This window comes from Paenibacillus pasadenensis, assembly GCF_023715725.1.
GTDB lineage: Bacteria > Bacillota > Bacilli > Paenibacillales > Paenibacillaceae > Paenibacillus_O > Paenibacillus_O pasadenensis_A.
In genome coordinates this window covers 405,294-431,672 of sequence record NZ_JAMBOT010000004.1, presented here as the reverse complement: position 1 = coordinate 431,672, position 26,379 = coordinate 405,294, and the positions used below count along the sequence as shown (strand labels likewise).

Annotated in this window: 19 protein-coding genes; 18 read left to right on the top strand and 1 reads right to left on the bottom strand. The window is 40.5% G+C overall.

The genetic code is table 11. From position 1 onward, the window contains the following. Nucleotides 1-335 precede the first annotated feature (335 nt). The 8 genes from M3223_RS13395 (at nt 336) to M3223_RS13365 (ending at nt 4,538) form a co-directional block, all read left to right on the top strand. A complete protein-coding gene (locus M3223_RS13395; protein ID WP_251562182.1) occupies nt 336-1,148 on the top strand; it encodes a lipoprotein in 813 nt (270 codons plus the stop codon). Nucleotides 1,149-1,170: 22 nt separating this feature from the next. Further along, nucleotides 1,171-1,824, top strand: coding sequence for an amino acid ABC transporter permease (locus tag M3223_RS13390; RefSeq protein WP_251562180.1), 654 nt, complete (start codon nt 1,171-1,173; stop codon nt 1,822-1,824). Beyond that, complete coding sequence (locus tag M3223_RS13385; RefSeq protein WP_251562179.1) at nt 1,821-2,543, top strand: amino acid ABC transporter ATP-binding protein; 723 nt, start codon at nt 1,821-1,823, stop codon at nt 2,541-2,543. Before M3223_RS13390 ends, M3223_RS13385 begins: the two co-directional genes overlap by 4 nt. A gap of 160 nt (nt 2,544-2,703) precedes the next feature. After that, nucleotides 2,704-3,231 (top strand): hypothetical protein, encoded by a 528-nt coding sequence (locus tag M3223_RS13380; RefSeq protein ID WP_251562177.1) that lies wholly within the window; start codon nt 2,704-2,706, stop codon nt 3,229-3,231. A 21-nt stretch (nt 3,232-3,252) separates the two neighbouring features. Then, nucleotides 3,253-3,492, top strand: a complete 240-nt coding sequence (locus M3223_RS13375) for a hypothetical protein (protein WP_251562175.1) — start codon at nt 3,253-3,255, stop codon at nt 3,490-3,492. A 19-nt stretch (nt 3,493-3,511) separates the two neighbouring features. Continuing rightward, nucleotides 3,512-3,790, top strand: a complete 279-nt coding sequence (locus M3223_RS13370) for a hypothetical protein (protein ID WP_251562173.1) — start codon at nt 3,512-3,514, stop codon at nt 3,788-3,790. A 15-nt stretch (nt 3,791-3,805) separates the two neighbouring features. Continuing rightward, nucleotides 3,806-4,108, top strand: a complete 303-nt coding sequence (locus M3223_RS24515; protein ID WP_353057696.1) for a DUF2500 family protein — start codon at nt 3,806-3,808, stop codon at nt 4,106-4,108. A 46-nt stretch (nt 4,109-4,154) separates the two neighbouring features. Continuing rightward, complete coding sequence (locus tag M3223_RS13365; protein WP_251562171.1) at nt 4,155-4,538, top strand: hypothetical protein; 384 nt, start codon at nt 4,155-4,157, stop codon at nt 4,536-4,538. Between the two features lie 53 nt (nt 4,539-4,591). Here the strand turns inward: M3223_RS13365 and M3223_RS13360 are convergent, their stop codons facing one another. Further along, nucleotides 4,592-5,398 carry a hypothetical protein gene (locus M3223_RS13360; protein WP_251562169.1) on the bottom strand — a complete coding sequence of 269 codons (807 nt, stop codon included), beginning with the start codon at nt 5,396-5,398 and terminating at the stop codon, nt 4,592-4,594. Between the two features lie 455 nt (nt 5,399-5,853). Between M3223_RS13360 and M3223_RS13355 the strand changes: the two genes are divergently transcribed. The 10 genes from M3223_RS13355 to M3223_RS13310 all read left to right on the top strand — a co-directional run bounded on the left by M3223_RS13355 (nt 5,854) and on the right by M3223_RS13310 (nt 26,125). Next, on the top strand, nt 5,854-7,455 hold the full coding sequence (locus M3223_RS13355; protein WP_251562166.1) for a hypothetical protein: 1,602 nt from the start codon (nt 5,854-5,856) through the stop codon (nt 7,453-7,455). 15 nt (nt 7,456-7,470) lie between these two features. Continuing rightward, the gene (locus M3223_RS13350) at nt 7,471-8,748 is read left to right on the top strand and encodes an NBR1-Ig-like domain-containing protein (RefSeq protein WP_251562164.1); all 1,278 of its coding nucleotides are present in this window, start codon (nt 7,471-7,473) and stop codon (nt 8,746-8,748) included. 157 nt (nt 8,749-8,905) lie between these two features. Beyond that, nucleotides 8,906-10,171 (top strand): GBS Bsp-like repeat-containing protein, encoded by a 1,266-nt coding sequence (locus M3223_RS13345; protein ID WP_251562162.1) that lies wholly within the window; start codon nt 8,906-8,908, stop codon nt 10,169-10,171. Nucleotides 10,172-10,206: 35 nt separating this feature from the next. Next, nucleotides 10,207-15,189: an RHS repeat-associated core domain-containing protein gene (locus M3223_RS13340; RefSeq protein ID WP_251562160.1), complete on the top strand. Its 4,983-nt coding sequence runs from the start codon at nt 10,207-10,209 to the stop codon at nt 15,187-15,189. A 322-nt stretch (nt 15,190-15,511) separates the two neighbouring features. Continuing rightward, nucleotides 15,512-15,712: a hypothetical protein gene (locus M3223_RS13335; RefSeq protein ID WP_251562158.1), complete on the top strand. Its 201-nt coding sequence runs from the start codon at nt 15,512-15,514 to the stop codon at nt 15,710-15,712. Nucleotides 15,713-15,755: 43 nt separating this feature from the next. Beyond that, nucleotides 15,756-15,965, top strand: a complete 210-nt coding sequence (locus M3223_RS13330) for a hypothetical protein (RefSeq protein WP_251562156.1) — start codon at nt 15,756-15,758, stop codon at nt 15,963-15,965. A gap of 659 nt (nt 15,966-16,624) precedes the next feature. Continuing rightward, on the top strand, nt 16,625-18,052 hold the full coding sequence (locus tag M3223_RS13325; protein ID WP_251562154.1) for a discoidin domain-containing protein: 1,428 nt from the start codon (nt 16,625-16,627) through the stop codon (nt 18,050-18,052). Between the two features lie 39 nt (nt 18,053-18,091). Continuing rightward, a complete protein-coding gene (locus M3223_RS13320; RefSeq protein ID WP_251562152.1) occupies nt 18,092-19,489 on the top strand; it encodes a GBS Bsp-like repeat-containing protein in 1,398 nt (465 codons plus the stop codon). Nucleotides 19,490-19,564: 75 nt separating this feature from the next. Beyond that, on the top strand, nt 19,565-20,965 hold the full coding sequence (locus tag M3223_RS13315; protein ID WP_251562150.1) for a GBS Bsp-like repeat-containing protein: 1,401 nt from the start codon (nt 19,565-19,567) through the stop codon (nt 20,963-20,965). Between the two features lie 36 nt (nt 20,966-21,001). Continuing rightward, on the top strand, nt 21,002-26,125 hold the full coding sequence (locus M3223_RS13310; RefSeq protein ID WP_251562148.1) for an RHS repeat-associated core domain-containing protein: 5,124 nt from the start codon (nt 21,002-21,004) through the stop codon (nt 26,123-26,125). Nucleotides 26,126-26,379 lie beyond the last annotated feature (254 nt).

Genomic DNA, 26,379 nt, shown 5'->3' with positions numbered 1-26,379 from the left:
TAGAAGGCCGGATTTTGAAGCACTAAGCATTTTCAGGTTTGCGTAGGGAAATATGGGATAGGGTAATGGCTGGATGTGCATCCTGATAAGGCCTTTTACTCCCGTTCGTCTCTATAGTAACGGAATAATGCGAAGCTGCTACAAAGCATTAAAGAGTAAAAGTAATAGTATTGCACTAAGATAAATTACTTTTAATGTGTAAAAGAAGGTAATTGTATATTTATACCGAGCCATTGTGCTATGACTCAGGCAATGTTATACTGTCAAACGGTAATTAATTATTAACTTTAGTGAATAATATTCAACCATTTTATTAGAGTAAGGGAGATAGAGAAATGAAAAAGGTATGGGCAGTAACTATTGCGGCAGCGCTGCTGCTGAGTGCATGCGGACAGAAGGGCGGCACGGATAACAACGCAGCCAACAATACGGGCGGAAGCGGCGCCGAAGAGCAAAAAACGATTGTGCTCGGCACAAGCGCGGATTACGCTCCTTATGAGTTCCACAAAAAAATCGACGGCAAAGATACGATTGTTGGTTTTGACATCGAAATCGCCAAGGAAATCGCCAAGGACATGAACGCCAAGCTGGAAATCAGCGACATGGATTTCGACGGGCTGCTGCTTGCTCTGAACAGCGGTAAAGTTGATTTTGTCATTTCGGGCATGACTCCGACGGAAGAACGCAAAAAGAACGTTGATTTTTCGAACATCTACTATTATGCGGAGCAAGCCGTCCTCGTTAAAAAGGGCGAAGAAGGCAACTTCACCTCGCTTGATAGCTTGAAGGGCAAAAAGGTTGGCGTGCAAAAAGGCTCCATTCAAGAAGGCATTGCGAAAGAAGTTGAAGGAGCCCAGCTGACGTCGCTCGCTAAAATTCCGGAGCTGATCATGGAGCTCACAAGCGGCCGTGTTGATGCGCTGATCGTCGAAAAGCCGGTTGGTGACCAGTACCTGAAGACGCAAAAGGATATCGTGCTGTCCGGCGTCAAAATCGAGCAGTCGAAGGAAGAGTCCGGCTCTGCAATCGCCATCAAAAAAGGCAACAAGGAGCTGCTGGATTCCGTGAACAAAACGATTGAACGCCTGCAGGCTAACAAAGATATTGAGCGGTTTGTCGTTGAGGCCAACGAGCTTGTCGGCGAATAACAGACGGACGGAGCGCGTTTAAATGAACTTGGATTTTTCATTTTTTGGCGAGTATAGTTCCTACTTTCTAGACGGGGCATGGATGACGCTGAAGCTATCCGTATTTGGCGTATTGTTCGGAACCTTGTTCGGCATCCTTTTTGCCCTGATGCGCCTGTCTCGAATCTGGATCGTCAAATTCATCGCATCGGCTTATATTGAAATTATCCGCGGTACGCCGATGCTCGTGCAGATTCTAATTATCCATTACGGATTGACCAACTTTGGCATCAATTTGCCTGCGTTTATGTCTGGCGTTGTCGCGCTCACGATCAACAGCGCCGCTTATATGGCGGAGGTGTTCCGTGCGGGCATCCAGGCAATCGACAAAGGCCAAACCGAGGCAGCACGTTCGCTTGGCATGTCGCGCGGCATGGCAATGAGACTTATCGTGCTGCCGCAGGCGTTCCGCAACATGCTGCCGGCTATCGGCAATGAGCTGATCGTCATTATTAAAGATTCATCTCTCGTCTCCGTCATCGGCATCGCCGAGCTGCTTTACAACTCGCGCGCCGTGCAGAGTGTCACGTATTTGCCGATGGAGCCGCTGCTCGTAGCGGCAGCCGTGTACTTTGTTATGACCTTTACACTGTCGCAGCTGTTGAATCTGCTTGAAAGGAGGCTGGGCAAACGATGATCGAGATTCAAGGACTGCGCAAATCCTTTGGCAGCAATGAAGTGCTCAAGGGCATCGACGCCACCATTCAAAAGGGCGAAGTTGTCGCCGTCATCGGGCCCAGCGGCTCCGGCAAAAGCACCTTCCTCCGCTGCCTCAACCGGCTGGAGGAGCCGACAGGCGGCACGATCCGCTTCAAGGACAACGATGTGACGTCGGCCCAGCGGGAGCTCAATGTGATTCGTCAGAAGATGGGCATGGTGTTTCAGCATTTTAATCTTTTCCCGCACATGTCCGTGATGGAAAATCTGACGATTACTCCGCGCAAAGTAAAAGGCGTGAGCAAGGAAGAAGCAGAGAAAATCGCGTTGGAGCTGCTTCGCACCGTCGGCCTGGAGGAAAAACGGGATGTGCGTCCCGACAGCCTGTCCGGGGGCCAGAAGCAGCGTATTGCAATCGCCCGCGCGCTGGCGATGCAACCCGAGGTGATGCTGTTCGACGAGCCGACGTCCGCGCTTGACCCGGAAATGGTCGGCGAGGTGCTCGACGTCATGAAGCGCCTGGCGCAAAACGGCATGACGATGGTCATCGTCACGCATGAGATGGGCTTCGCCCGCGAGGTCGCCGACCGCTTGATCTTTATGGACGGCGGTTACATCGTGGAAGAGGGCAATCCGCGCGAGGTGCTGAGCAATCCTCAGCATGCAAGGACAAAGGAGTTTTTGTCCAAGGTTTTGTGATTGTATGTTAAAAGTAAAACCTCGATTCAAAACGCAGCTTATGCGTTATTGGATTGAGGTTTTTTTGTGTTTGCAGGATTAATGGTGCAGATTTCGCGGGATTCCATTAATATACATTTAGTATGTAAAAAAGCGGGCAGCAAGAAAGAGGATCAAAAAAGTGAGAAAAATTCCGATATCCTTATTGTTCAAAATGTTTGCAGGAGGAAAATTTTACTCTTGTCAGATTTGTCTTATCTTCTCTATTCTTTTTTTGCGACTAGGTTTGATTTATGATCGATACCTGGTTTTCCTCTTTATTGCTCTTATCGTAATTGGAATATTAATTAGCTTATGGATTAGAACATTTAATCAACTGATTATGTTGAAGAACGGTGTTTTAATGACTGCCAGATTTGTTAGACGCGAACCGACTCATTTTGTTTTTGGGAATAAGCAAATTTTGAAAACTACATACGAGTTTAATGGGGTTAATAACGAAAGGGGATTTGTAAATTTATTCGATATAGAGACAGAAAATGAAGAAGAATTGGTAGACGTGCTGGTTTCTAAATATGACAACAAAAAAGCTGTAGTTGTTGAGGGAATAACAGGCAGTCCTCGCTTAGATCAGCTAGGAAACATTTCTCCGGTAAATATAATAGGAAATGTATTGATTTATATCGTTTGTATTCCTTTTTATTTTTAAATTCAAGGGGACTAACATAAGATGAAATTCAAATGTAAATGTGGAGAAGTATTATCCAATACTCAAGTTCCAAATGATATAGAGCTAATCGTTTATACAGACCGAGAATTTGAAGCAGTACTTGGGGTAGATTGTATTGAGAATATTCCCGATCCCAAATATGAGGTTTGGAAATGTCCTATTTGTGAAAGGGTAATGATTTTTGACGGAATTAAATTAGTTAAAACTTATATTGTCGAGGCAGCAGTCGAAAGCTGTTAAGGTTTGGATGGAGGGGAATATGAAAGAGTTCAGCTTTATTTCAAATAATGAATCTTATTCTATATGTTTAGCTATTAAAGAAGCAATGATTGAGGAATTTGGAATAACTGAAGATGAAGCAGTCGGAAGGATGAATTACCTATGGGGAAGATACTCTACTCCTATTGATGAAGATGAAGATTTTTTAAACTATGAATCACCGAGAGATTGGGCTTTCATCATATACTATGGGTACGATTCGCAATGGTGGAATAAAAGTAAAGAAGATCTGACCCCGAGGCCTTTTCCTAACACATAGAAGGATGATAAATACATGGACAATTTTATCATATTATTTGTAGTTTTATTTATTGTTCTATCGATGGTTAAACTGTTTACAGTTTATTTTCCAGTCGACGAATTTGAATGTGAAATTCGATCTAAAAAGTCAGAAGCATGGAAGAGTATGTCTGTATCAAGCAAAATGACCTCTTATACGATAACCGTACATACGGAAAGGTTTCAGGAAATAACGATAATAGTTATGAGCCCCGATAAGTATAACAAAATAAATATTGGAGATTACGGCAAAATGACAGTTCGAGGCCGGTTTTTAATTGAGTTTAAACTTGTTTAGAAGAATCATGGATGTTCTTAGTCGTTCGTTTCGGGGGAGTTAATTTATGAAAGTGGCTTTTATCTGTGTGAAAATTCTTTTGCTGTATTTGCTTTTAGATTCTATTATTGGTTTTTTGAAAATATTTACTTATGATCCACTAGTCTATCAATCGTCGATTCCTAGCTTTAAGTTATTGACCATCATTAATTTGTTTTCCATTCCTATTATGATTGTAGTTGAAGTAGTGTTTTTACTGAGAAAAATCAATTATTCTTATTATGTAAAATTATATAAATGGTTTATTGTTTATTTTTCCTTATGTTTAGTTATCTTCTTATTTATTTTTGGTTGGAGTTTCGGAGCTTTGGAAAGAGAATTTTTCTTGTTAGGCGTCTCAATTATACTTTTGTTTTTAGCTAAAGAAAATGAAAAGAGGCATATAAACTGATTATCCAGAAGGGCCAGGGATCCTTGCCCTTCTGTTTATGCAATTCGTACCACTTATATTTTCGCGTAGTGATCCTTGATATAGTTCACGACGGGGAAAATCACCTGACCTTTAAAAGGATCGGATACAGACTCCGCAGTGGAATTGTGATACTCGTGTTTTTTCGTTTCAGGGTTAAGCGCGAATCCGAGCTCTTCCAAATAAGTCGCAATTCCTTGCGGCAAGGAGTCCAATCCCGTTTGTTGCGTAAAGTATTCCGTAACTCCAACAAACAGGCTGACGTCTCCTTTATTGGAGCTCACGATAAAGATATCCGTCGGCGTCAGAAGCTCGTAATCTCCTTTTGAATAGAGGGTCAGTCTGGAACGCTCCAGAGCGCTGATTCCATCCAAGTTTACTCCAAATATGTAGTTAATAATTCGGCGTGCATCCGCACCCGTGATTGTGCTGCCATAAGACTCAAGGAACTTTTCCATGACATCGTTTTTCTTCATGGACATAATTTGTGAGTCTAATGTAGAGTTGTTTGAATCCCCGCTCAACGCGTTTCGTACATGCTGCATGACCTCTACATTATAGGAAGAGAGCAGATTGCCTTCATTGTTTTCCGACATTTTATCGAGACTAAACCAGAATATTTTATCTACGGATTCCCAAATCAGAGCCCTGTCATTAGGGTTTCCCTTTGAGGATAGGTAAGTATCCATAACTTGAGCCTTTGGTATATTGTTAATCGTTTCATCCGCGGTTGTGCTTGCAGGTTCTTCTCCAAGATGGGCTCTGAGAGCCGACATTACGTCAAGCGGGTATTTAGTCGATGATTCAAGCGCTGCTGTAATAGCGTTAGATTCCAATTTCATTAATTTCCCTCCAGCCTTTTCTTTTGACACAATAAAATTTTACCATTAATAGAAACGGAAAGAAGTTCAACTTCCTTAATGTCTACATATATCAAATAATGAAATTTATCACAACATATTTGTCGGATTTTCCAAGAGGCTGTTTCACGTAATTAACTGAAAATTGGATTATTGTTCCTTCAAGGGAAAAGTCTTAGCTCTTATAGATATAACAATATTTTAATTTATTTATTTATCGATAAATGTTGGGGTTAGACTTAAAATAACGGTTATAATCGCTATTTTAAGTCTGTTTTTTTGTTTTTTCGACAAAATTCGATTTTTATCTTCATTTTATTTGCTTGTGGGAGGGGATTTTATAGATTAGTATAGATCTCATGTGACTTTTGATGTACAAAAATATTTAATTAATACTTTAGTTCTATATATTATATGAAAAAGATGGATGGTGAATAATGAAAACAGTCTCTTCATTCCTTATGCTTTCCTTAATAATGGGTTTATTAAATTTGAATCAAGTATTTGCTGCTGAGATTGTAGATGCTTCTTTCAACAAAAGGTATTTTTACGACAACAATAATAAATTGAAAACGCTTACCTATCGACTGTTCGGGCAAAACATTAAGCATGATTATACCTATGACTTAAATGGAAATTTAACTTCTCAAAGCTCTGGATGGTACACGGATGATTTTGAGTGGGGAGAAGCAGATTTTTCAAAGTCCAGATTTACAGCCGGTTACCCTGCGAATAACGGGAAAATGACCGCAAATCCGTCTTGGGTCATCAGCGGGAAATATTCTGCATTAGGCGAGGCTCCCGGAACACTTGACTGGTCGGAGTTTCTTCATACCGATCTGCAAAAGGTAGCTTTTGAACCAAATACAACTTATAAAATCTCGTTTGATTATCGGATTAATCGAGCATCGGAACAGAATGGTTTCTATTATTTTCTGGCCAGAACTCTTGAGGGAGAAACTTATTCTCAGAATGATAAAGGATTCACTTTATGGAAAGGTCAAGCCGGTAACAGCGGATCCAAAACAATTACTTTAACGACGGGACCTTTTCAGAACTATTACCTTATCTGGGGTTTGCATTACGGAGGATCTCTTTCAATTGATAACATCCGAATTTCAAAGGATCTAGAGTCATTCGAGAGCGGATCCTACTCCATCGCGCCCTATGGGCGAGGATATCCAGAGTTCGCTGGAAATATGACTAGTGATTCTGCCAAAGTCATTAACGGCAAATATTCCATTCTTGGAGATTCTCCTAATTCGCTGGAATGGTCTGAGTATTTGCATACGGATAATACAAGGTTTCAATTCGAGCCTAACACGAAATATAAATTGACTTTTAGTTATAAAATTAACCGCATCTCAGGCTCCAATGGCTATTTTTACTTTTTAGCGAGGACTCCTGAAGGGCCTTATTCTGAAAATGATAGGTCGCTGACGAAGTGGAATGGAGCCATCGGAGAGAAAGGGATTAAAACCATAACTTTTAAGACGGGTCCCTCTAAAAAGTATTACTTGATTTGGGGGATTAACAATGGCGGATCAATCTCTGTTGATGATATCTCGATTACAAAAGACGAAGAATCCTTTGAAAGCGGGTCTTATTTAATCCCTGCTTTTTCTAAAGGCTATCCGGCCAATGCGGGAAAAATAACGAGCGCTCCGTCAAAAGTCATTAGCGGGAAGTACTCCGTATTGGGAGAATCTACGCCGGATATCGAGTGGCGTGAGTTTTTGCATACCGATCTTCAGAAAATTAGATTCGAGCCCAATTCGACGTACAAGGTTACGTTCAACTATAAAGTAATTCAAACGTTATCGGCGGATGGAGAGTTTTATTTCCTGGCGAGAACACCGGAAGGAACACATGCTCAAAATGATCGCCAGTTCACCTCCTGGCAAGGAGTGAGCGGAGACGAAGGGAGCAAAACGATTACTCTAACAACTGGAGCTTCCTATAAGTATTACTTTATCTGGGGCGTACATAACGACGGGGCGATATCGATTGATGATGTGAAAATTAGTAAGGTAAGTTAAGGGAGAGCTCATTTCATGATGAATAAAACTGTACTTAAAAGAAGACAAATTCATATCTTCTTAGCCATGATTATCTTTAGCTCAATTCTCATGACATTGTACCCCAATTCAACGAATGCAGCTTCAAGACAAGCGAGTATCGTTTCCCATACCATCCCTTCTTACATGAAAACTGGTGTGAGTTATCCCGTAACAATCACCATTCGAAACGATGGGACTACCGAGTGGAGTAAAGCTACGGGTTGGTGGCGTCTTGGAGGAGTAAATGATTCCGACCCATTTGCATTCACCAGGCAGGAAATTCCTAACGATCAAATTGTGCGTCCTGGAGAGACGGTTACCTTTGCCTTTAATTTGACTGCCCCTACTCAAAGTGGAGTATATAGAACGGATTGGAGAATGCTTCAGGAGCATGTGGAATGGTTCGGCGAAATTCTGGCTGTAGACGTATCCGTAACCAGCACTCTTACCCAAAATGCAGCAACCATTATGTCCAATACAATCCCGGATGTTATGGCTAAAGGACATTATTATCCAGTTACGGTTACCGTGCGTAACGATGGTCAAGCGACCTGGTCCGAAGGAGCTTTGTATCGCTTAGGGGGAGCTGGAGATAAAGATCCTTTTGCCGGTACACGTCAATTAATGGGGAGTAATCAAGTGGGCACCGGGCAAACGTATAACTTCACGATTATGATGAAGGCTCCTGAAACATTAGGGACGTACACGACGGACTGGCAAATGGTGCAGGACCGGGTGGAATGGTTTGGAGCTACTCTTACTAAAACGGTAACTGTCATAGAGGGAACCCGAAACGCTTCAATTGTGGCCCACACAATTCCGAATGAGATGGAAACGGGAAAAACATATGATGTTTCAATTACCGTTAAAAACACTGGAAATACAAGCTGGTTTGATAATAATCCTCCTGTTGAACTTTATCGATTAGGAGCTGTCGGGGACAATGATCCGTTTGCATATAAGAGATCTTTTTTTCCTACTAACGTTATTGTTAAACCTGGAGATCTATACACTTTTAAATTTCAAATGAAGGCTCCTTCAACAAGCGGTGTTTATGTGACAGACTGGAGAATGCTTCAAGAGTATGTAACTTGGTTTGGTGAGACTCTAAATCTAAATATAAAAGTGGTAAAAGTAGTCGAATTATCAAAATCAGCAATCTATCACTATGATGCAGTAAACAGATTGGAATCTATTAAGTATCCGTCCGGGGTAACAATTTATTTTTATTATGACGAGAACGGAAATTTGGTTAAGCGAGAGAAGAAGTAGATAGGTATTCTTAGGAGGAAACAATCTTGAAAAGGAAGTTCGGCTATTTTTTAGTCTGTGTAATTTGATCCTCATATGCACCTATTTCAACGCCGAATCTATAGCTGAAGCTAATAGTAATTCATCATTCAAATACTATGAGTACGATAACGGAGTCTTGTCGTTCTCGGTCGTTCAAAAGAATTCTGAATTATATAAAACGGTATATTCATATGACAATAACGGCAGGCTGCTTACGAAAAAAACATCTAACGCAACTAAAGTCGACTCTCCCGGGACAGTTGATTTATCCGCAGCATCTTTTGATGTGTATGCTTACAACGTCCCGGAAAACGCACAAGATGTAAAATTCCCCACATGGACAATACACAACGAACAGGACGATCTTGTAGATCCATGGACTTCAGGAGTAAGAGTGAGTAAGGGCGTTTGGAAAGCGACAATTCCATTTTCTAAACATTTTAATGAAAGCGGATATTATATAACACATGTATATGTCGACAAAGAGATGTTCGGTGGGTTAGCTACTAAAGTAGTGGAGGGTGATGCGAAAGTTAATGCTCCAAGTGAAGTCTCGATTGCTGAAAAAAACTATGAAGTTACAGTCACAGGAATTCCCCTTCAAGTTAATCGTATCTTAGTCCCAACTTGGTCTGAAGTAAACGGGCAGGATGATCTTGAGTGGATTCCTGCTGTTAATAAAGGAAATGGGAGCTGGTCTGCTATAGTCAGTCTTCCCAAACATGGGAATGAAAAGGGGACGTATATATCTCATGTCTATTCTTACGATAAATATGGAAATTATATTGGAGTTGGAGGAACGACTGTTAATGTAGCTCGGCCGCTAGTGGATGCTATTAGTGAAGTTGACCTTGCAGCGGCTTCGTTTGATGTTTACGCATTTGGAATTGGTCCAAATGTCCAAAGTGTTAGTTTCCCAACTTGGACCACAAAAAACGACCAAGACGATTTAGAACGGCCTTGGATTCAAGGAACGAATATGGGAAATGGGACATGGAAAGCAACTATTCTGTTTTCCAAGCATTTCAATGAAACTGGGGACTATATAACCCATGTTTATGCTGATGGAAACTACTACGCTGGAATTTCCACCACGGTTAAGAGAGGAACTCAGGTTATTGCACCTTCAAGTGTGTCATTAGGCACACGCTATTATGAAGTAAGGATAACGGGGATTCCTCAAAATATTACTGAAGTAAAAGTTCCGACATGGTCGAATCATAACGGACAGGACGATCTTGAGTGGATTCCAGCTGTTAACAGAGGCAATGGAATCTGGTCGGCCATTATTGATGTAGCGAGACATGGGAATGATACTGGTCCGTATACATCTCATTTTTACTACTACAACGATCAAGGCCACTCGATCGGATTTGATGGTGTAGTAGTGAATGTCTATTAGAACTAAGAGTTTATATTACATAAAAGGGTGATTAAATGAAAAAGCTGGTTGCAGTTCTATTAATACTCTGTTTGTTCTTTACTCAATTTCCACCAGCAGTTTCGGCTTCGGCAAGTGGGAGCTTATTCAATTTTAGCTTATTTAAAAATAATAACTTAACTCCAAAAGAATATGCAAAAGATCTTTCGAAATCTTTAACAGATAACATAAATAGTACGGTTCAAAACGATACATATCTTGATCAAAAATCTGTAGTAATAAACACTTATGGAAATAAGTCTGTTACCGAAGATATTTATCTACCGTTTCCTGAATTCATAGAAGGCTCCGTAAATAATGCAACATATACGCGTAATTCTAGAATGATGTTAAATGAACCACCGCGTGAAACTCAACTAGTTGACGCAATCAAAAAGGCGACGATTAAAGAGCCCCAATCCCTTTATTCTTTAACCTCAGGAACGGAAACTATCTCTACCCTAAACGGAGATGTTCAAATTAAAGAAACCGATTTAACTCTACCTGGACGTAATGGATTATCTTTTTCTCTTACCCGTTTTTATAATTCATCTTCTTCCAATGCATATAATAAAGAGACTGAATACGCTCCTTATTGTAAATGTTCGGTAACTATAGATGGTTATTTAGGGTTTCAATGGAGTTCTGATAAAATAAATGTTATGTACTATGAAACACATCAAACAGGAGTTTATCTATGGAATAATGAAACAATTAATGATAACGGAAATATTACACCTGGAATGAGTAATTACAATGGCTCATTTACTGTTTTACAAGATGCAATGGCATATAAGAGTTATTTGTCAAATAATTCAATTAATAAGACTGTTGATTCTGGCGAATGGGTCGGTCCGGATTATCGAGGCTTATTTTATAGAAGTGCATCGTGGAGCGGGTCTAACCTGAATTTCAATACTGGCGGGGAATTAACTAGTTTTTGGAGAACATTTGCACGTAACAAACCCTATGAACAACAGTTATATCCTTTGGGAACAGGTTGGTCTTGGGATATTCCTTTTATTAAGACAGTTAATGAAACAAACACTAGTTATTTGAGTATGGGGATCGAAGGAAGTTATGAAATTAGTGGAAATAGTCTAGTAGGTTATTCATGGAAGGATAGGTGGCTTGAAGATAACAACTCAGTTGTTGTGAATAATGAAAGGTCTTCAAAAGTTCTGAGGACAAAAGAGAAAAAAAGTTATTACTTTGGTCAAGATGGAAGACTAATTCAAATATCAGACGCTTATGATAACACTATTAAATTTTCCTATATCACTGATCCTAAGTATGGAAAAGTCCTTTCTACTATTACCGATGCTTTAAATAACACCATAACAATGACGTATGATAATTGGGGAATATGGTTGTATCAAGGTGCTAACAAAATTAGATATACAATCCAAACTACAGGATACACTAGACCATTCCCATATTCGACTTTTCAACCCCATTCATATTTAACTGACGTCTCGCATTTAGTCGGCCCTGACACACAATATACGTATGACTATAAAAATGCAGAGACAAGCTATGTTTTAAATTATCCTGTAAATAGCCCATATTATCTGCTTAAGAGTATTAAACATCCTTCAGGTGGACGTACAGAATTTACTTATCAATCAACTCCTACGACAAGAATTTATGGATTATTTTCGACAGATCAAGCTTATAAAGTGACTTCCAGAAAAGATATAACTGCAACAGGAACTTATAATTATAATGAGTACATTTACCATTCAGATTTAGCTTCTAGTTTTAATGGAAACATAGATAGTTTTGGAACGACTGTGCGGTCATTTGGGAATAATAGTATAGTTGACACTTTATTTGATTATAGAAAAGTTTATAGTGATTCAAAATCAGTCTTTTACACCAATAGCGTGACAACAACGGCGGACGACGAAAAAAATGTATCGACGTTTCAGTACGATGAAGCGCGTAGAATCTCCAGTCCTATTCAAACGACAAACACTTTTTATAAAGGAACTCAAGCGGGTACGCCAGTAACGACGAAAGTCAGTTATGACGATTACGGCAATGTGTTAAGCAGTACGGATGCAAACGGAATAACGACGCAGTATACCTATGATTCTAGCCAGCATCTGCTTCGTTCGGTGACTCAACGTATTGATGCTTCACAGACGCTGACAACGATGATTAATCGGAATGCGCAAGGAACGGTAACCGAGGTATCCTCCACCAATCAGCAAGGAACATTGATGTCCAAAACCCGTTATGAAAACATCGACTCGTTTGGTAATGCGGGCAAAGTCATCGTGAGCGATGACAATAGGGAGACCATGTACGAGAATGAATATGGGTACAGCGGAGGATTTCTAACCAAACAAACCGTACAGGTCAAAAATGTGGATGGTCTTGTTGAATCGATTGTAACCAGGGCGGACTATAATCCTTCCACGGGGAATGTGATTTCCTTTACGGATGGGAATAACAATGGAACCACGAGGTACGAATACGATGTAGTAGGACGAACAACACGAGTAACCCATCCGGATCACTCCTTTGCCACGGTGGAGTACAACGATGCGGCTAATGAAGCGACGGTAAAAGACGAAACGGGAGTTACGACCCGCGTTAAATGGGATGCCATCGGTCAAAAAGTGGAAGAAGGCATCGTAGACGGAAGCTACCGAGCGTTGCAAAAAATGGGTTATGATGCGCGGGGCAGGCTGCAATGGAGTGAAGGTGCCAACCAAAAGCGGACGAACTATTTTTATGACAAATTTGGCCGTTTAATTCGGACCGAATATCCTAATGGCGGGGGAACCGCGACGGTTAGCTATGACGGCCTTAACCGCACTAAGACGGTCGAAGATGCAACGGGAGTAAAAAGCCGTGAAACATATGACATCGCAGGTCAGTTGATTCTAACGGAATTAAATAAAGGCAGCGGATTCGAGCGTACCAGCTCGCAAACCTATAATTATGTCGGCAATGTGTTGACGCTAAGCGATTTTAATTGGAAAACGACGACCAATTCTTATGATGCTCTAGGACGCTTAACGGGAGTTCAACAGCCAACGGGAGAAAAAACGTCGTATAAATACTCTCTTGGCGGAAATTTGATTGAACATATCTATCCAGACGGCAACAAGGTTGTGAAAGCCTACGATGAGCTAGGCCGCCCGATTAAGGAAACCGATCCGAAAAGCCAAGAAAGCAAAACGTATTACGACAAAGCGGGCAATGTGGTCGGATCAAAAGATAAAAAAGGCCAGTCGTTTACCTTCGTGTACAACAACCGGAATCATTTGCTGACCAAACAGGCGCCGGATGCGACGGTGAAGTATACGTATGATGCAGCGGGCCGCAGAAAATCGATGGAGGATTCAACAGGAACGACGAGTTATGCGTATAAGTTAGCAACGGGCGAGCTGGAAAAAGTGACGTTCCCGGACAGTAAATTCATTAGCTATGCGTACAACAATCAAGGCTTGCGCTCCCAAATGACAGATCCGTTTGGCTTAGTGCTGGATTATACGTACGATGATATGAGCCGGTTGTCCAACGTGAAAAACGGCAGCTCCATAGAAGCGTCGTACGAGTATTACAACAATAGTTTGCTGAAGAGCATCTCGCAGGTTAACGGAGTTAAGAGCAGCTACAGTTACGATGGGCTTCGGTTGTCTACATTGAATCAAACCAAAGCGAACGGAACCGTGCTGCACTCCTATTCGTACCAATGGGATTTGAACGGGAATATCAAACAGCGTACGGAAAATCAGCATGGGCAGACGGAGACGAATGCGTTTGACTACGACGCTTCGAACCGGATTACATCGTCGAGCCAGTTCAGCGAGTTGTATGCGTATGATGTGCGAGGCAACCGTCAAGCGCTGCAGAGCAACCGGGATTTGCTGCAAACTGAGGAGACCAACTATCAGTACAACGCATCCAATCAACTTGTCAGTGCCAAGAAGGATGCTGGGGAGCAGATTCAGTATAAATATAACGGCGACGGGCTGATGGTAGAGCGTACGGAAGGCGCGAAGACGCTTCGGTACTATTACGACGGTGTGCAGATTATTGCTGAGGCGACGATTGTTAACGGTGTGGCGACAAATCCGGTGCAATATCTTCGCGGTAAAGGACTGATTGCCCGTAAGGATGCACAAGGAAAAACGTACTATTTGCAAAACGGTCATGGTGATGTAACGGATCTGAGGGACAGCACCGGCAATGTAAGCTTGAACCAATATAAATATGATATTTGGGGAGGACTTATCTCATCCCAAGAAACGGTATCCAATCCGTTCCAATATTCAGGCGAGTACTGGGATTCGAAAGCAGGCTTGCAGTATTTACGAGCGCGCTGGTATGATCCGAGCATGGGCAGGTTTATTACGGAGGATTCGTATAAAGGGGAACTGACGAATCCGTTGAGTCAGAATCTGTATACGTATGTGCATAATAATCCTTTAAGTTATATAGATCCTAGTGGTAATATTAGAATTAGAACTAATGATAATCTTGCTCTAAGTTATTTTGGTATAGAGAAAAAAGAATACAGTAAGGTAGCAGAAGATCGTGGGAAACATACAGGTAAAAATATAAAGAAATTAGAAAAACCAGAAAGAGAAGTTGCCAACAAATTATTGGATATGGGATATGATGTTCATGTGAATGAAAGATTTTCACTGGATAAATTGGATCCAAGTAAACCAAAACCGAACTTCGATTTCGTGTTAGATGGAACAATGAAAGTTGAGTTGAAAACTGCGAATTCTCCGAGTGGAGAATTTAAATTAACTGCTGCTATGACTGCGATTAAATATGGTTTTGATGTGCAAGGAGCGAACGTTGTTATTTATGACTTAACATTTAATAATATAGATTGGGATAGTGATGATTTGATAAATCTATCCGTAAAACTTGATGATCATTTTGGAAACTCACGAATGTATGAAGTTCAAGTTTGGACCGATGAGGGTATTTACGTGATAAAACCTGATGAATCCGAAATAATGATTTAGTTTGCAAAACCATTAAGAGGAGGCGGTTTCTATAGAAAATATTGATGTATTTAATGAAAAATATCTAGGGGCATATATTAAGGTAACTTATTTAGATAACTTATTTGTTATTGGTGCATTTGTGGAATATTACCATGCAAATAACATGATAGAAATTATGCCTATAGATACTGGGGTCGATCCGAGTCTTCTTATATCAATGAGCGCAATTAAATCGATAGAGCAATGGGACGATTATAACGAACGAGAAGTAGATACTGTTTAATTATTATAGTTGATTATTTATTTGAATTATTCTGATTTGTCCTAGGAGCTGAATTATATGGAGAAAAAAGTTTTTATGAAAGGTTTCTTGAATAAAAAAATTAAAATAACGTTTCTTGACAACTTATTTGTAATTGGTGTTTATGTGAATTATTATGAATTTAATAAAGTTGTAGCAATAATTCCTCATGATTCCAATGATAAGCACATCCTTATACCAATGAGTGCCATAAAATCGATAGAATTATGGATGAGGTAAGAAAATATAAAGACGATGATGTATTTTAAGGAGTTGCAAACGTATGGAATTAGAAGAAGTATTCATGAATGAGTACTTAAGTAAAGCCATTAAGATAACATACCGAGATCAATTGAGAGTGATTGGGATTTACGAGGATTATGACTATTACAATAACGTCTTGGAAATTAGTCTCCTAGATGATTATCCTATTACTCGCCGCCTTTTCATACCAATGACTGCGATTAAAATGATAGAACCTTATGATTTATGAGACTTCAATGCTTTACTTGAAACGAGAATGAATGCCACTAGTCGTTTCTAATAATATAGTTTCCTCAAGCCACATGCGAGTGTAACAACTCCATGTGGTTTTTCTTTTCCTATTCACTGCTATTGCTAGATTTATTAATGAAGAAGGGATTACAAGGAGACATATCTAACGTCTCCTTTTTTGTGTTACGTGTTTTTGAACCGGCGTATTCACTTAATATGATGCTCATCGTAAACGTAGACTGTTGCGACATTAGGAGCTGTTGGCATATGTGGAGAATGCCCCAACTGTTTAATGGCATGAATGTGAAAGAAATAGCAGGGATTTAATGATATTTAAAAGAAATAATTTAATTGTAAAATATATTTTTTTATCGATAAAAAACCATCATACATTTTGATTCTCTAATTAAAATCAATTCTGTAAGCTGTGATTTAATTTTATTCGACATATTTCGATGTTATTCTACATTTTATTCGGTTGTAGAACCTGATGATATAGATTAGTATTTGTTGGTGGAATAGAATGTCGAATTTTTAGCTTTTTGACTTATACGCTTAATGCGGATGGCTAATTGCTAAACACGTCCATCCTTTCTGTAATGAAGCCCCGTTATGTTTATCAGAGGGACAGTAGGAAATATATTGTGAGGTGCTTATTTGAGACAGTTTTTCGGAATGTTAATAAGCTTTATTGTTTTGGCCTTGTTATATGTTATGAGTACAAGCTCTACTATTTATGCGGCTGATTATAAATATAATGAAAATGGCGAGTTGATAGAAGAAATTCTTTCGGAAAATTCAATCTTATACTACAAATATGATCGTAATGGGAATCTAATTAATAAAACGAAATATAGCAATGTAGCCAGGAATAAACCTGCAACGGCGCAAGGATATGCAGGAAGCAATCTTCCGTCACGGGCCAACGATGCCGACTCGACTAATTCCAGTTATTGGGGAGTAGAGCTGAATAATTCATCGGCATGGTGGCAAGTTGATCTAGAAGGAATTTATGAGTTGAACAAGATTGTCATCCGAAATTATGTAGATGGTAATCGATACTATCACTATAGAGTTGATTTCAGTGTGGATGGGTTCAATTGGATAGAAGCTGGGAATAAAAACGATACGTTAGCTGCAACAAATAAAGGAGATCAATATAATACAGCCTCTGTTAATGCTCGTTATGTGAGAGTAACGATGACCCACAACTCGGCTAATATAGGTGTACATCTTAGTGATGTTCGGGTCTATGGAGTGAAATCATCTCTTGCCCTAAACAAACCGGCGACGGCGGAAGGTTACTTTGGAAGTAATCTTCCTTCTAAGGCAAATGATGCAGATTCGACAAATAATAGCTATTGGGGAGTCGATCTTACTAAGTCCTCAACTTGGTGGCAAGTCGATTTAGAAGCTATTTATGAATTAAACAAAATCGTCATCCGGAATTATGTACATGATAATCGATACTATCACTATAGAGTAGATGTCAGTTCGGATGGATTAAACTGGGTTGAAGTCGGAAATAAAAAAGATTCATCAATAGCAACAGAGAATGGAGATCAGTATAGCTTTCCCTCTGTTTATGCACGCTTTGTGAAAGTAACTATGACCCACAATTCTGCAAATCCAGGGGTACATCTTAGTGACGTGAGGGTTTACGGGGATAAAGCTTCCCTTGCGTTAAACAAACTGGCAATAGCAAGTGGTTACTTAGGGAACAACCTCCCTTCACGAGCAAACGATTTAGATCCGACAAATAACAGCTATTGGGGTATGGAACTCGAAAACTCATCGACGTGGTGGCAAGTTGACTTAGGAAAGATTTATAAACTAAACAAAATCGTAATCCGAAATTATGTACATGAAAGTCGATACTATCACTACATGATTGAAATCAGTGCTGATGGTTCTAATTGGTCTCAAGTTGGAAGCAAAGAAAATAGTGTGGCTGCATCGGACAGGGGAGACCAATACTACTTATCTCCAGTAAACGCCCGCTATGTGAAAGTAATTATGACCCACAATTCTGCAAATTCAGGGGTACATCTAAGTGATGTACGGGTCTATGGGGACGCGATGTGAAGTAAGAACTAGACAATTGCAGACATTGGGGGAACGTTTGTGAAAAGAAAGTACAATTATTTTTTAATGTGCTTCGGCTTGGTTCTTGTGTGTTCAATTTTTTTGGTGGAATCTATTGCACAGGCTAATAGCAATTCATCATTTAAATACTATGAGTACGATAACGGGGTTCTATCTTTTGCAGTGGTTCAAAAGAACTCAGAATTTTATAAAACTGTTTATTCGTATGATAACAACGGCAGGGTACTCTCGAAGAAAACGTCTAAAATTTCAAAAGTTGATTCTCCGGGGATAGTTGATTTGTCTGCTGCTTCGTTTGATGTGTATGCGTACAACGTTCCCGAAAGTGCGGAAGATGTTCGGTTCCCTACTTGGACTGAGAGTCAGGGACAGGATGACCTGGAAAATCCATGGATTCTAGGAAGGAAGGTTAGTAAGGGAGTTTGGAAAGTGACAATTCCATTTTCTAAACATTTTAAAGAAAACGGATCTTATTTAACGCATGTGTATGTTGACAGTGTTATGTATGGGGAAGTAACAACTAAAGTTCAACGAAATGCAACACAAGCGGAGGCCCCTGATACTGTTCCAATTGCTGAAAAGAGCTACGAGATTAAAATCACAGGAGTTCCTCTTCAAGTTAATCGTGTTGTAGTTCCGACATGGTCGGATATAAATGGGCAGGATGATCTTGAATGGATACCTGCTGATAAAATTGGCGACGGAATATGGTCTGCAACCATAAGTCTTATAAATCATAGAGACGATCTAGGAAAATATTATTCTCATATTTATTACTATGATAAATACGGGAATTCAATACATATCGAGGATGTTGCGGTAAATGTAACGCGACCCGCAATTGCTTCCAAAAAAGAAGTAGACCTCAGTGCTTCTTCATTTGATGTATATGCCTATGGAGTAGATCAAAATGTTCAGAACGTGTATTTCCCAACATGGACCCTAAAGAATGGACAGGATGATATGAGATGGCCTGGAATACAAGGTGTGAATATGGGAAATGGAACGTGGAAGGCCACCATTCCGTTTTCAAAACACTTTAATGAGGCCGGAGAATATGTGACGCATGTGTATGTCGATGGAGTTTATGTTGGTGGGACTGCTACGACGGTCAAAAAAGGAACACAGGTTACTGCGCCTTTCAGTGTTTCGTTAGGAACACGTTATTACGAGGTAAGGGTAACCGGCGTACCTCAGAACATTACCCAAGTTGAAATTCCGACATGGTCCGATCACAACGGCCAGGATGATCTGGATTGGGTACCAGCCGTTTACAGAGGAAATGGCACATGGTCAGCCGTTATTGATATAGCGAAGCATAACAATGATACAGGTCCTTATTTTTCGCATGTGTACTACTATAATGCTAGCGGAGAGAGAATTAATTTTGAAGCTGTTGCTGTAAACGTTTACTGATATGTGCATGTAAAGTTAGGCGATAACGATAATAATAAAATGGATCACAGTAGAGAGAACAAAGGGGGAGTGATTTTGAAAAGAAAATTCGGCTATTTACTCTTTTGCTGTATCTGCCTTGTCACATGTACCTTCTATTTCAACGCTACATCTATAGCTCAAGCTAATAGTAATTCATCATTTAAATATTATGAGTACGATAACGGAGTCTTGTCGTTCTCTGTCATTCAAAAGAATTCTGAATTATATAAAACGATATATTCATATGACAACAACGGCAGGTTGCTCTCGAAGAAAACGTCTAAAATCTCCAGAGTCGATTCTCCAGGAACAGTTGATATATCTGCCGCATCTTTTGATGTGTATGCATATAACGTTCCTGATAACGCCCAAAAGGTACAGTTTCCTACGTGGACGGAGCACAGCTGGCAAGACGATCTCGCTAACCCATGGATTTCAGGAGTAAAAGTAAGTAAGGGAGTTTGGAAAGTTACGATCCCTTTTACCAATCACTTTAAAGAAAGCGGTAATTATCTCACAGACGTATATGTGGACAATGTGTATTACGGCGGAGTAATAACCAAAGTACAGCAAAAGGCGACGAAAATAACAGTCCCTACTAGTGTCTCTATTTCTGAAAAAAAGTACGAGGTTACCGTCACCGGGGTTCCTCTTCAAGTCAATCGTGTGCTGATCCCAACCTGGTCCGAAGTAAATGGGAAAGATGATCTTGATTGGATCCCTGCTGTTAATAAAGGCAATGGTACTTGGTCCGCTGTAGTAAGCCTTCAAAAACATAACGAAGATAGAGGGAATTATATCTCTCATATTTACTACTATGATAAGTACGGGAATTCGATTGGCTTTGAAGAGGTATCCGTAAATGTAACTCGGCCGGTGGTAGATTCAATAAAAGAGGTTGATCTTGCAGCGGCTTCGTTTGATGTTTACGTATATGGAATTGCTCCAAATGTTCAAAATGTTAGCTTTCCAACATGGACTGCAAAAAGTGGACAAGATGATTTAGAATGGCCCTGGATTAAAGGGACGAATATGGGAAATGGAACGTGGAAGGCCACGATTCCTTTTTCAAAACATTTTAACGAAGAGGGGGACTATTTAACCGATGTCTATATAGATGGAACCTTCTATTCGGGCACTACAACGGTTGTTAAAAAACAAACCCAGATTATCGCACCTTCTAGTATATCTTTAGGCACACGCTATTATGAAGTAAGGGTAACGGGAATTCCTCAAAATATTACTGAAGTAAAAGTTCCGACATGGTCGAATCATAACGGACAGGACGATCTTGAGTGGATTCCAGCTGTTAACAGAGGACACGGAATCTGGTCAGCCGTTGTTGATGTAGCGAGACATGGGAATGATACTGGTCCGTATACATCTCATTTTTACTACTACAACGATCAAGGCCACTCGATCGGATTTGATGGTGTAGTAGTGAATGTTAATTAAAAAGAGATTTTATATTACATATACAAGGGTGATCATATGAAAAAGCTATTTGCAGTCCTATTAATAATATCAATGTTCGTTACTCAATTTCCGCCAACAGTTGCGGCTTCTGCAAATGGATTGTTTAACTTTAATTTTTTAAACAAGGCAATAAAGGGAATCACTGCGATAGAGAATAAAGAGCCTTCTTCAAAGAGTGTAGTCAAAAGCTTCTCCAACCCAATCACACAAGATGTATATCTTCCAAATAATTTAAATGTAGATAGTTCTGTCGATATTTCGAATGTCACAGAAGTCACGTACGTCTCGGATGAATTCAAAAACAAATTTCCTGATTTATATAATTCGATGCTGCTTCAAGCTGAACTAAATAAGGATAAGTTACTTCCTCCTGACAGTGTAACGAATCAAGTATACGGTCCTCAGAAAAGAGCAAGAAGCGCTTCTTCTGTAGACGAAACGCCTGATTCGGCTACATTAAAAGGATTGGAGAATATAAATGCGAAAAATGTTCAATCTCCTTTCTCCATCGATAAAAATAACGAAAGCGTGTCGACTTTAAGCGGAGAGTTAAGCGTTACTGAGACAGACCTAAGCTTACCAGGAAGAAACGGACTATCGTTTGATTTGACTCGGACCTACAGCTCCGGTAATTCAAACTTGTTCAAAAAAGACGTGGAGTTTGCTTTGTATTGCGCATGTTACATTACGTATACCACAGAAGTAGTTTGGGATATTAGTATGGATGGTGTTACCAGCGCCGGATATCTGGACTATAATCCCTTATCTAGAATGGATAACGGGTTAAGCGATGAATTTACAAGTTACTATAACGATGCTTTAATATGGTACCAAAATAAGAAGGAGCAAGAGAATGTCCATGTCTCGCGTGGTCAATATTCTGCCGAAAAGACATACCAGTTAGGTGGGATTTGGTTTCATGTAAGATTGGCTGAAGTCATTCGAAATGTACAGTTAAGGGATTTTATATACTTAATGAACCCTCCGGCTTATAAGTTTGCAAACGTAGCTAAAGAAAAGCCGTATGAACAAAAGTTATATCCGATCGGCAGCGGTTGGACCTGGGATATTCCTTATATTGAGTCTACCTACAACTCTTTAACACTAAATTTAGGAAGCAAGGGTTCCTATTCGGTAAAGGATAATGTTCTAGTAGGATATCCGTGGAAGGACTTAACGTTTGCGGTTGATTATAGCGTTTCGGCTGCAGGGCGAACCTCCAAGTGGGCTCTAAAATCGATAACAGGAATAAACCTCTATTTTGATAGCGACGGCAGGTTAATCCGAAAATCTGACGCATACGGAAACAACATTGATTTTAAATATTCAGAGCAACCGAATTACGGAATCGTCCTGGAATCCATTACGGACGCGATCAACAATAAAATTCAATTTACTTACGATAGCACGGGTATTTCAATTCAGCAGGGGGCTAAAACGGTCCGATATAACAAAACGACCAATCATAAGCCTGCCAGACATCCCGCTGAAAAGCTACCGTATCCGTACGACACTTTAGTTAGTGTAACGAACTCATTAAATAGAACCACAACGTACGAGTACGAGGAGAAAAACAGCCTAGTCAAATTAAGTCAGGATACGGCGGTTAACAATCCGTCCTTACTTCTAAAAAAAATCAATTATCCTACCGGTAGCGCAACCCAGTATGACTATGAAGCCACTCCATTTTACCGCCAATTTGGGGAGCATTCGAGACAGGACGTGTATCGGACCATTTCGAGAAAGGATATTTTGCCGACAGGAACGGTGAATAAAACCGATTTCACCTATCATTCGGATATGGGAGCAAGCTACGGACAAAATATCTCGAATTTCGGCAGTACGGTTTCCAATGGGGAATCGACGATCACGTACGATTACCGTAAAGTTTTTCATGAGTCCCTGCCTGCCATGTATTACACTAATAGCGTGACAACAACGGCGGACGATGAAAAAAATGTATCGACATTCCAGTATGATGAAGCACGTAGAATATCTAGTCCTATTCAAACAACAAACACCTTCTATAAAGGCACTCAAGCTGGTACGTCTGTTACGACGAAAGTCAGTTATGACGATTACGGCAATGTGTTGAGCAGTACGGATGCGAATGACATTACGACGCAGTATACCTATGATTCGAACCGACAATTGCTTCGTTCGGTGACTCAACGTATTGATGCTTCACAGACGCTGACGACGATGATTAATCGGAATGCGCAAGGAACGGTAACCGAGGTTTCCTCTACCAACCAGCAAGGAACGTTAATGTCCAAAACCCGGTATGAAAACATCGACTCGTTTGGTAATGCGGGCAAAGTCATCGTAAGTGATGATAATAGAGAGACGATATATGAGAATGAATACGGGTACAGCGGAGGGTTTTTAATCAAACAAACCGTCCAGGTCAAAAATGTGGATGGTCTCGTTGAAACGGTTGTAACCAGAGCGGATTATAATCCTTCCACGGGGAATCTGACTTCCTTTACGGACGGGAATAACACCGGAAGCACGAGGTACGAATACGATTTAGTAGGACGAATGACAAAGGTAACGAATCCAGACGACTCTTTTGCAACCGTAGCGTATAACGATGCGGCTAATGAAGCGACGGTAAAAGACGAGACGGGAGTTACGACCCGTGTTAAATGGGACGCCATCGGTCAAAAAGTGGAAGAAGGCATCGAAGACGGAAGCTACCGAGCCCTGCAAAAAATGGGTTATGACGCCCTAGGCAGGCTGCAATGGAGTGAAGGTGCGAATCAAAAGCGGACGAATTATTTTTATGACAAATTTGGCCGTTTAATTCGGACGGAGTTTCCGAATGGCGGGGGAACCGCGACGGTTAGCTATGATGGCCTTAACCGCACCAAGACGGTCGAAGATGCAACGGGAGTAAAAAGCCGTGAAATATATGACATCGCAGGTCAACTGGTCCTAACGGAATTGAATAAAGGCAGCGGATTCGAGCGTACGAGTTCGCAAACCTATAATTATGTCGGCAATGTGTTAACTTTGAGCGATTTTAATTGGAAAACGACAACAAACTCCTATGATGCTCTAGGACGCTTAACGGGAGTTCAGCAGCCAACGGGAGAAAAAACGTCGTATAAATACTCTCTTGGCGGAAATTTGATTGAACATATCTATCCAGACGGCAACAAGGTTGTGAAAGCCTACGATGAGCTAGGCCGCCCGATTAAGGAAACGGATCCGAAAAGCCAAGAAAGCAAAACATATTACGACAAAGCGGGCAATGTGGTCGGATCAAAAGATAAAAAAGGCCAGTCGTTTACCTTCGTGTACAACAACCGGAATCATTTGCTGACGAAACAGGCGCCGGATGCGACGGTGAAGTATACGTATGATGCAGCGGGCCGCAGAAAATCGATGGAGGATTCAACAGGAACGACGAGTTATGCGTATAAGTTAGCAACGGGTGAGCTGGAAAAGGTTACGTTCCCGGACAGTAAATTCATTAGCTATACGTACAACAATCAAGGCTTGCGCTCCCAAATGACAGATCCGTTTGGACTGGTGCTGGATTATACGTACGATGATATGAGCCGGTTGTCCAACGTGAAAAACGGCAGCTCCATAGAAGCATCGTACGAGTATTACAACAATAGTTTGCTGAAAAGCATCTCGCAGGTTAACGGAGTGAAGAGCAGCTACAGCTACGATGGGCTTCGGTTGTCTACGTTAAATCAAACCAAAGCGAACGGAACCGTGCTGCACTCCTATTCGTACCAATGGGATTTGAACGGGAATATCAAACAGCGTACGGAAAATCAGCATGGGCAGACGGAGACGAATGCGTTTGACTACGACGCTTCGAACCGGATTACATCGTCGAGCCAGTTCAGCGAGTTGTATGCGTATGATGTGCGAGGCAACCGTCAGGCGCTGCAGAGCAACCGGGATTTGCTGCAAACCGAGGAGACCAACTATCAGTACAACGCATCCAATCAGCTTGTCAGTGCCAAGAAGGATGCCGGGGAGCAGATTCAGTATAAATATAACGGCGACGGGCTGATGGTAGAGCGTACGGAAGGTACAAAGACGCTTCGGTACTATTACGACGGCGTGCAGATTATTGCCGAGGCGACGATTGTTAATGGTGCTGCGACAAATCCGGTGCAATATCTCCGGGGCAAGGGACTGATTGCCCGTAAGGATGCGCAAGGGAAAACGTACTATTTGCAAAACGGCCACGGTGATGTAACGGATTTAAGGGACAGTACAGGCAATGTAAGCTTGAACCAGTATAAGTATGATATTTGGGGAGGACTGATCTCATCCCAGGAAACGGTATCCAATCCATTCCAATATTCAGGTGAGTACTGGGATTCGAAAGCAGGCTTGCAGTATTTACGAGCGCGCTGGTATGACCCGAGCATGGGCAGATTTATTACGGAGGATTCGTATAAAGGGGAATTGACGAATCCGTTGAGCCAGAATTTGTATACGTATGTGCATAATAATCCGTTGGCTTATATTGATCCGACAGGAAACGTAGCAGAATCTAAAGAGCTTTTTAATATTAACCTTCAGTTAAATCAATATAAAGCTAATTGGTCACATTTTGACGGAATGTATAGAGTTTCGCAAGATAACAATATGAAAAACTATTACAAAGGACTGCGAGATCTTCAAAGTAGTTCAGCAGCATTATTACGAAGTGAAAATTCTCATTTAACTGGACTTCTAAAATCCAGTGATTCAGTTCAAACTGTTCAAGTTTTGGAATATAATAGTTCTACAATAGGTAGCACGCATAAAGAAAAAATCACTGTTAGAATTGATCAGAATAATACTGTATATTATGCTTTACCAAGGGAATCTGACTCAACAGGTGAATTAATTTCAACTCAATCGAAATTTAATGAGACTCATGGTACTATCGCCAGTAATCTCATTGGTGAATTGAGTCTACCAGTAGGGCGTGTAGGAAAAATGATGATTGTTGTTACCGGAAACGGCGAGGTACCTGCGGCAGGTACAAAAACGACTATTGCGAGTATAAATCAATTCAATGTAGATTACTTTGCTACTTTTGTAACCCATAATCAGAAAGTTGTTGGTTTTACTGGCTGGGGGGTCCATGGTATTTTTGATCACCGGAGACCTAGCTTATAATTTGCTTTATTTAATGGAGATACATATGTATCTCCATTAAACATTTTTACAATGAGGTGATATTATGAAAAAAATGTTATTTATTTTTTCTAAAATAATTCTTATCCTTTTACTTTCATACTCTTCATTCAATCTTATAAGTGTATTTTTTTATGGTCCTATGGTTTACAATTCGGTAATTCCTTCGTTTAAAATATTTATTTTTGTTAATGTTTTTGCTTATACTGCTATGATTATGGCTCACATATTTTTGT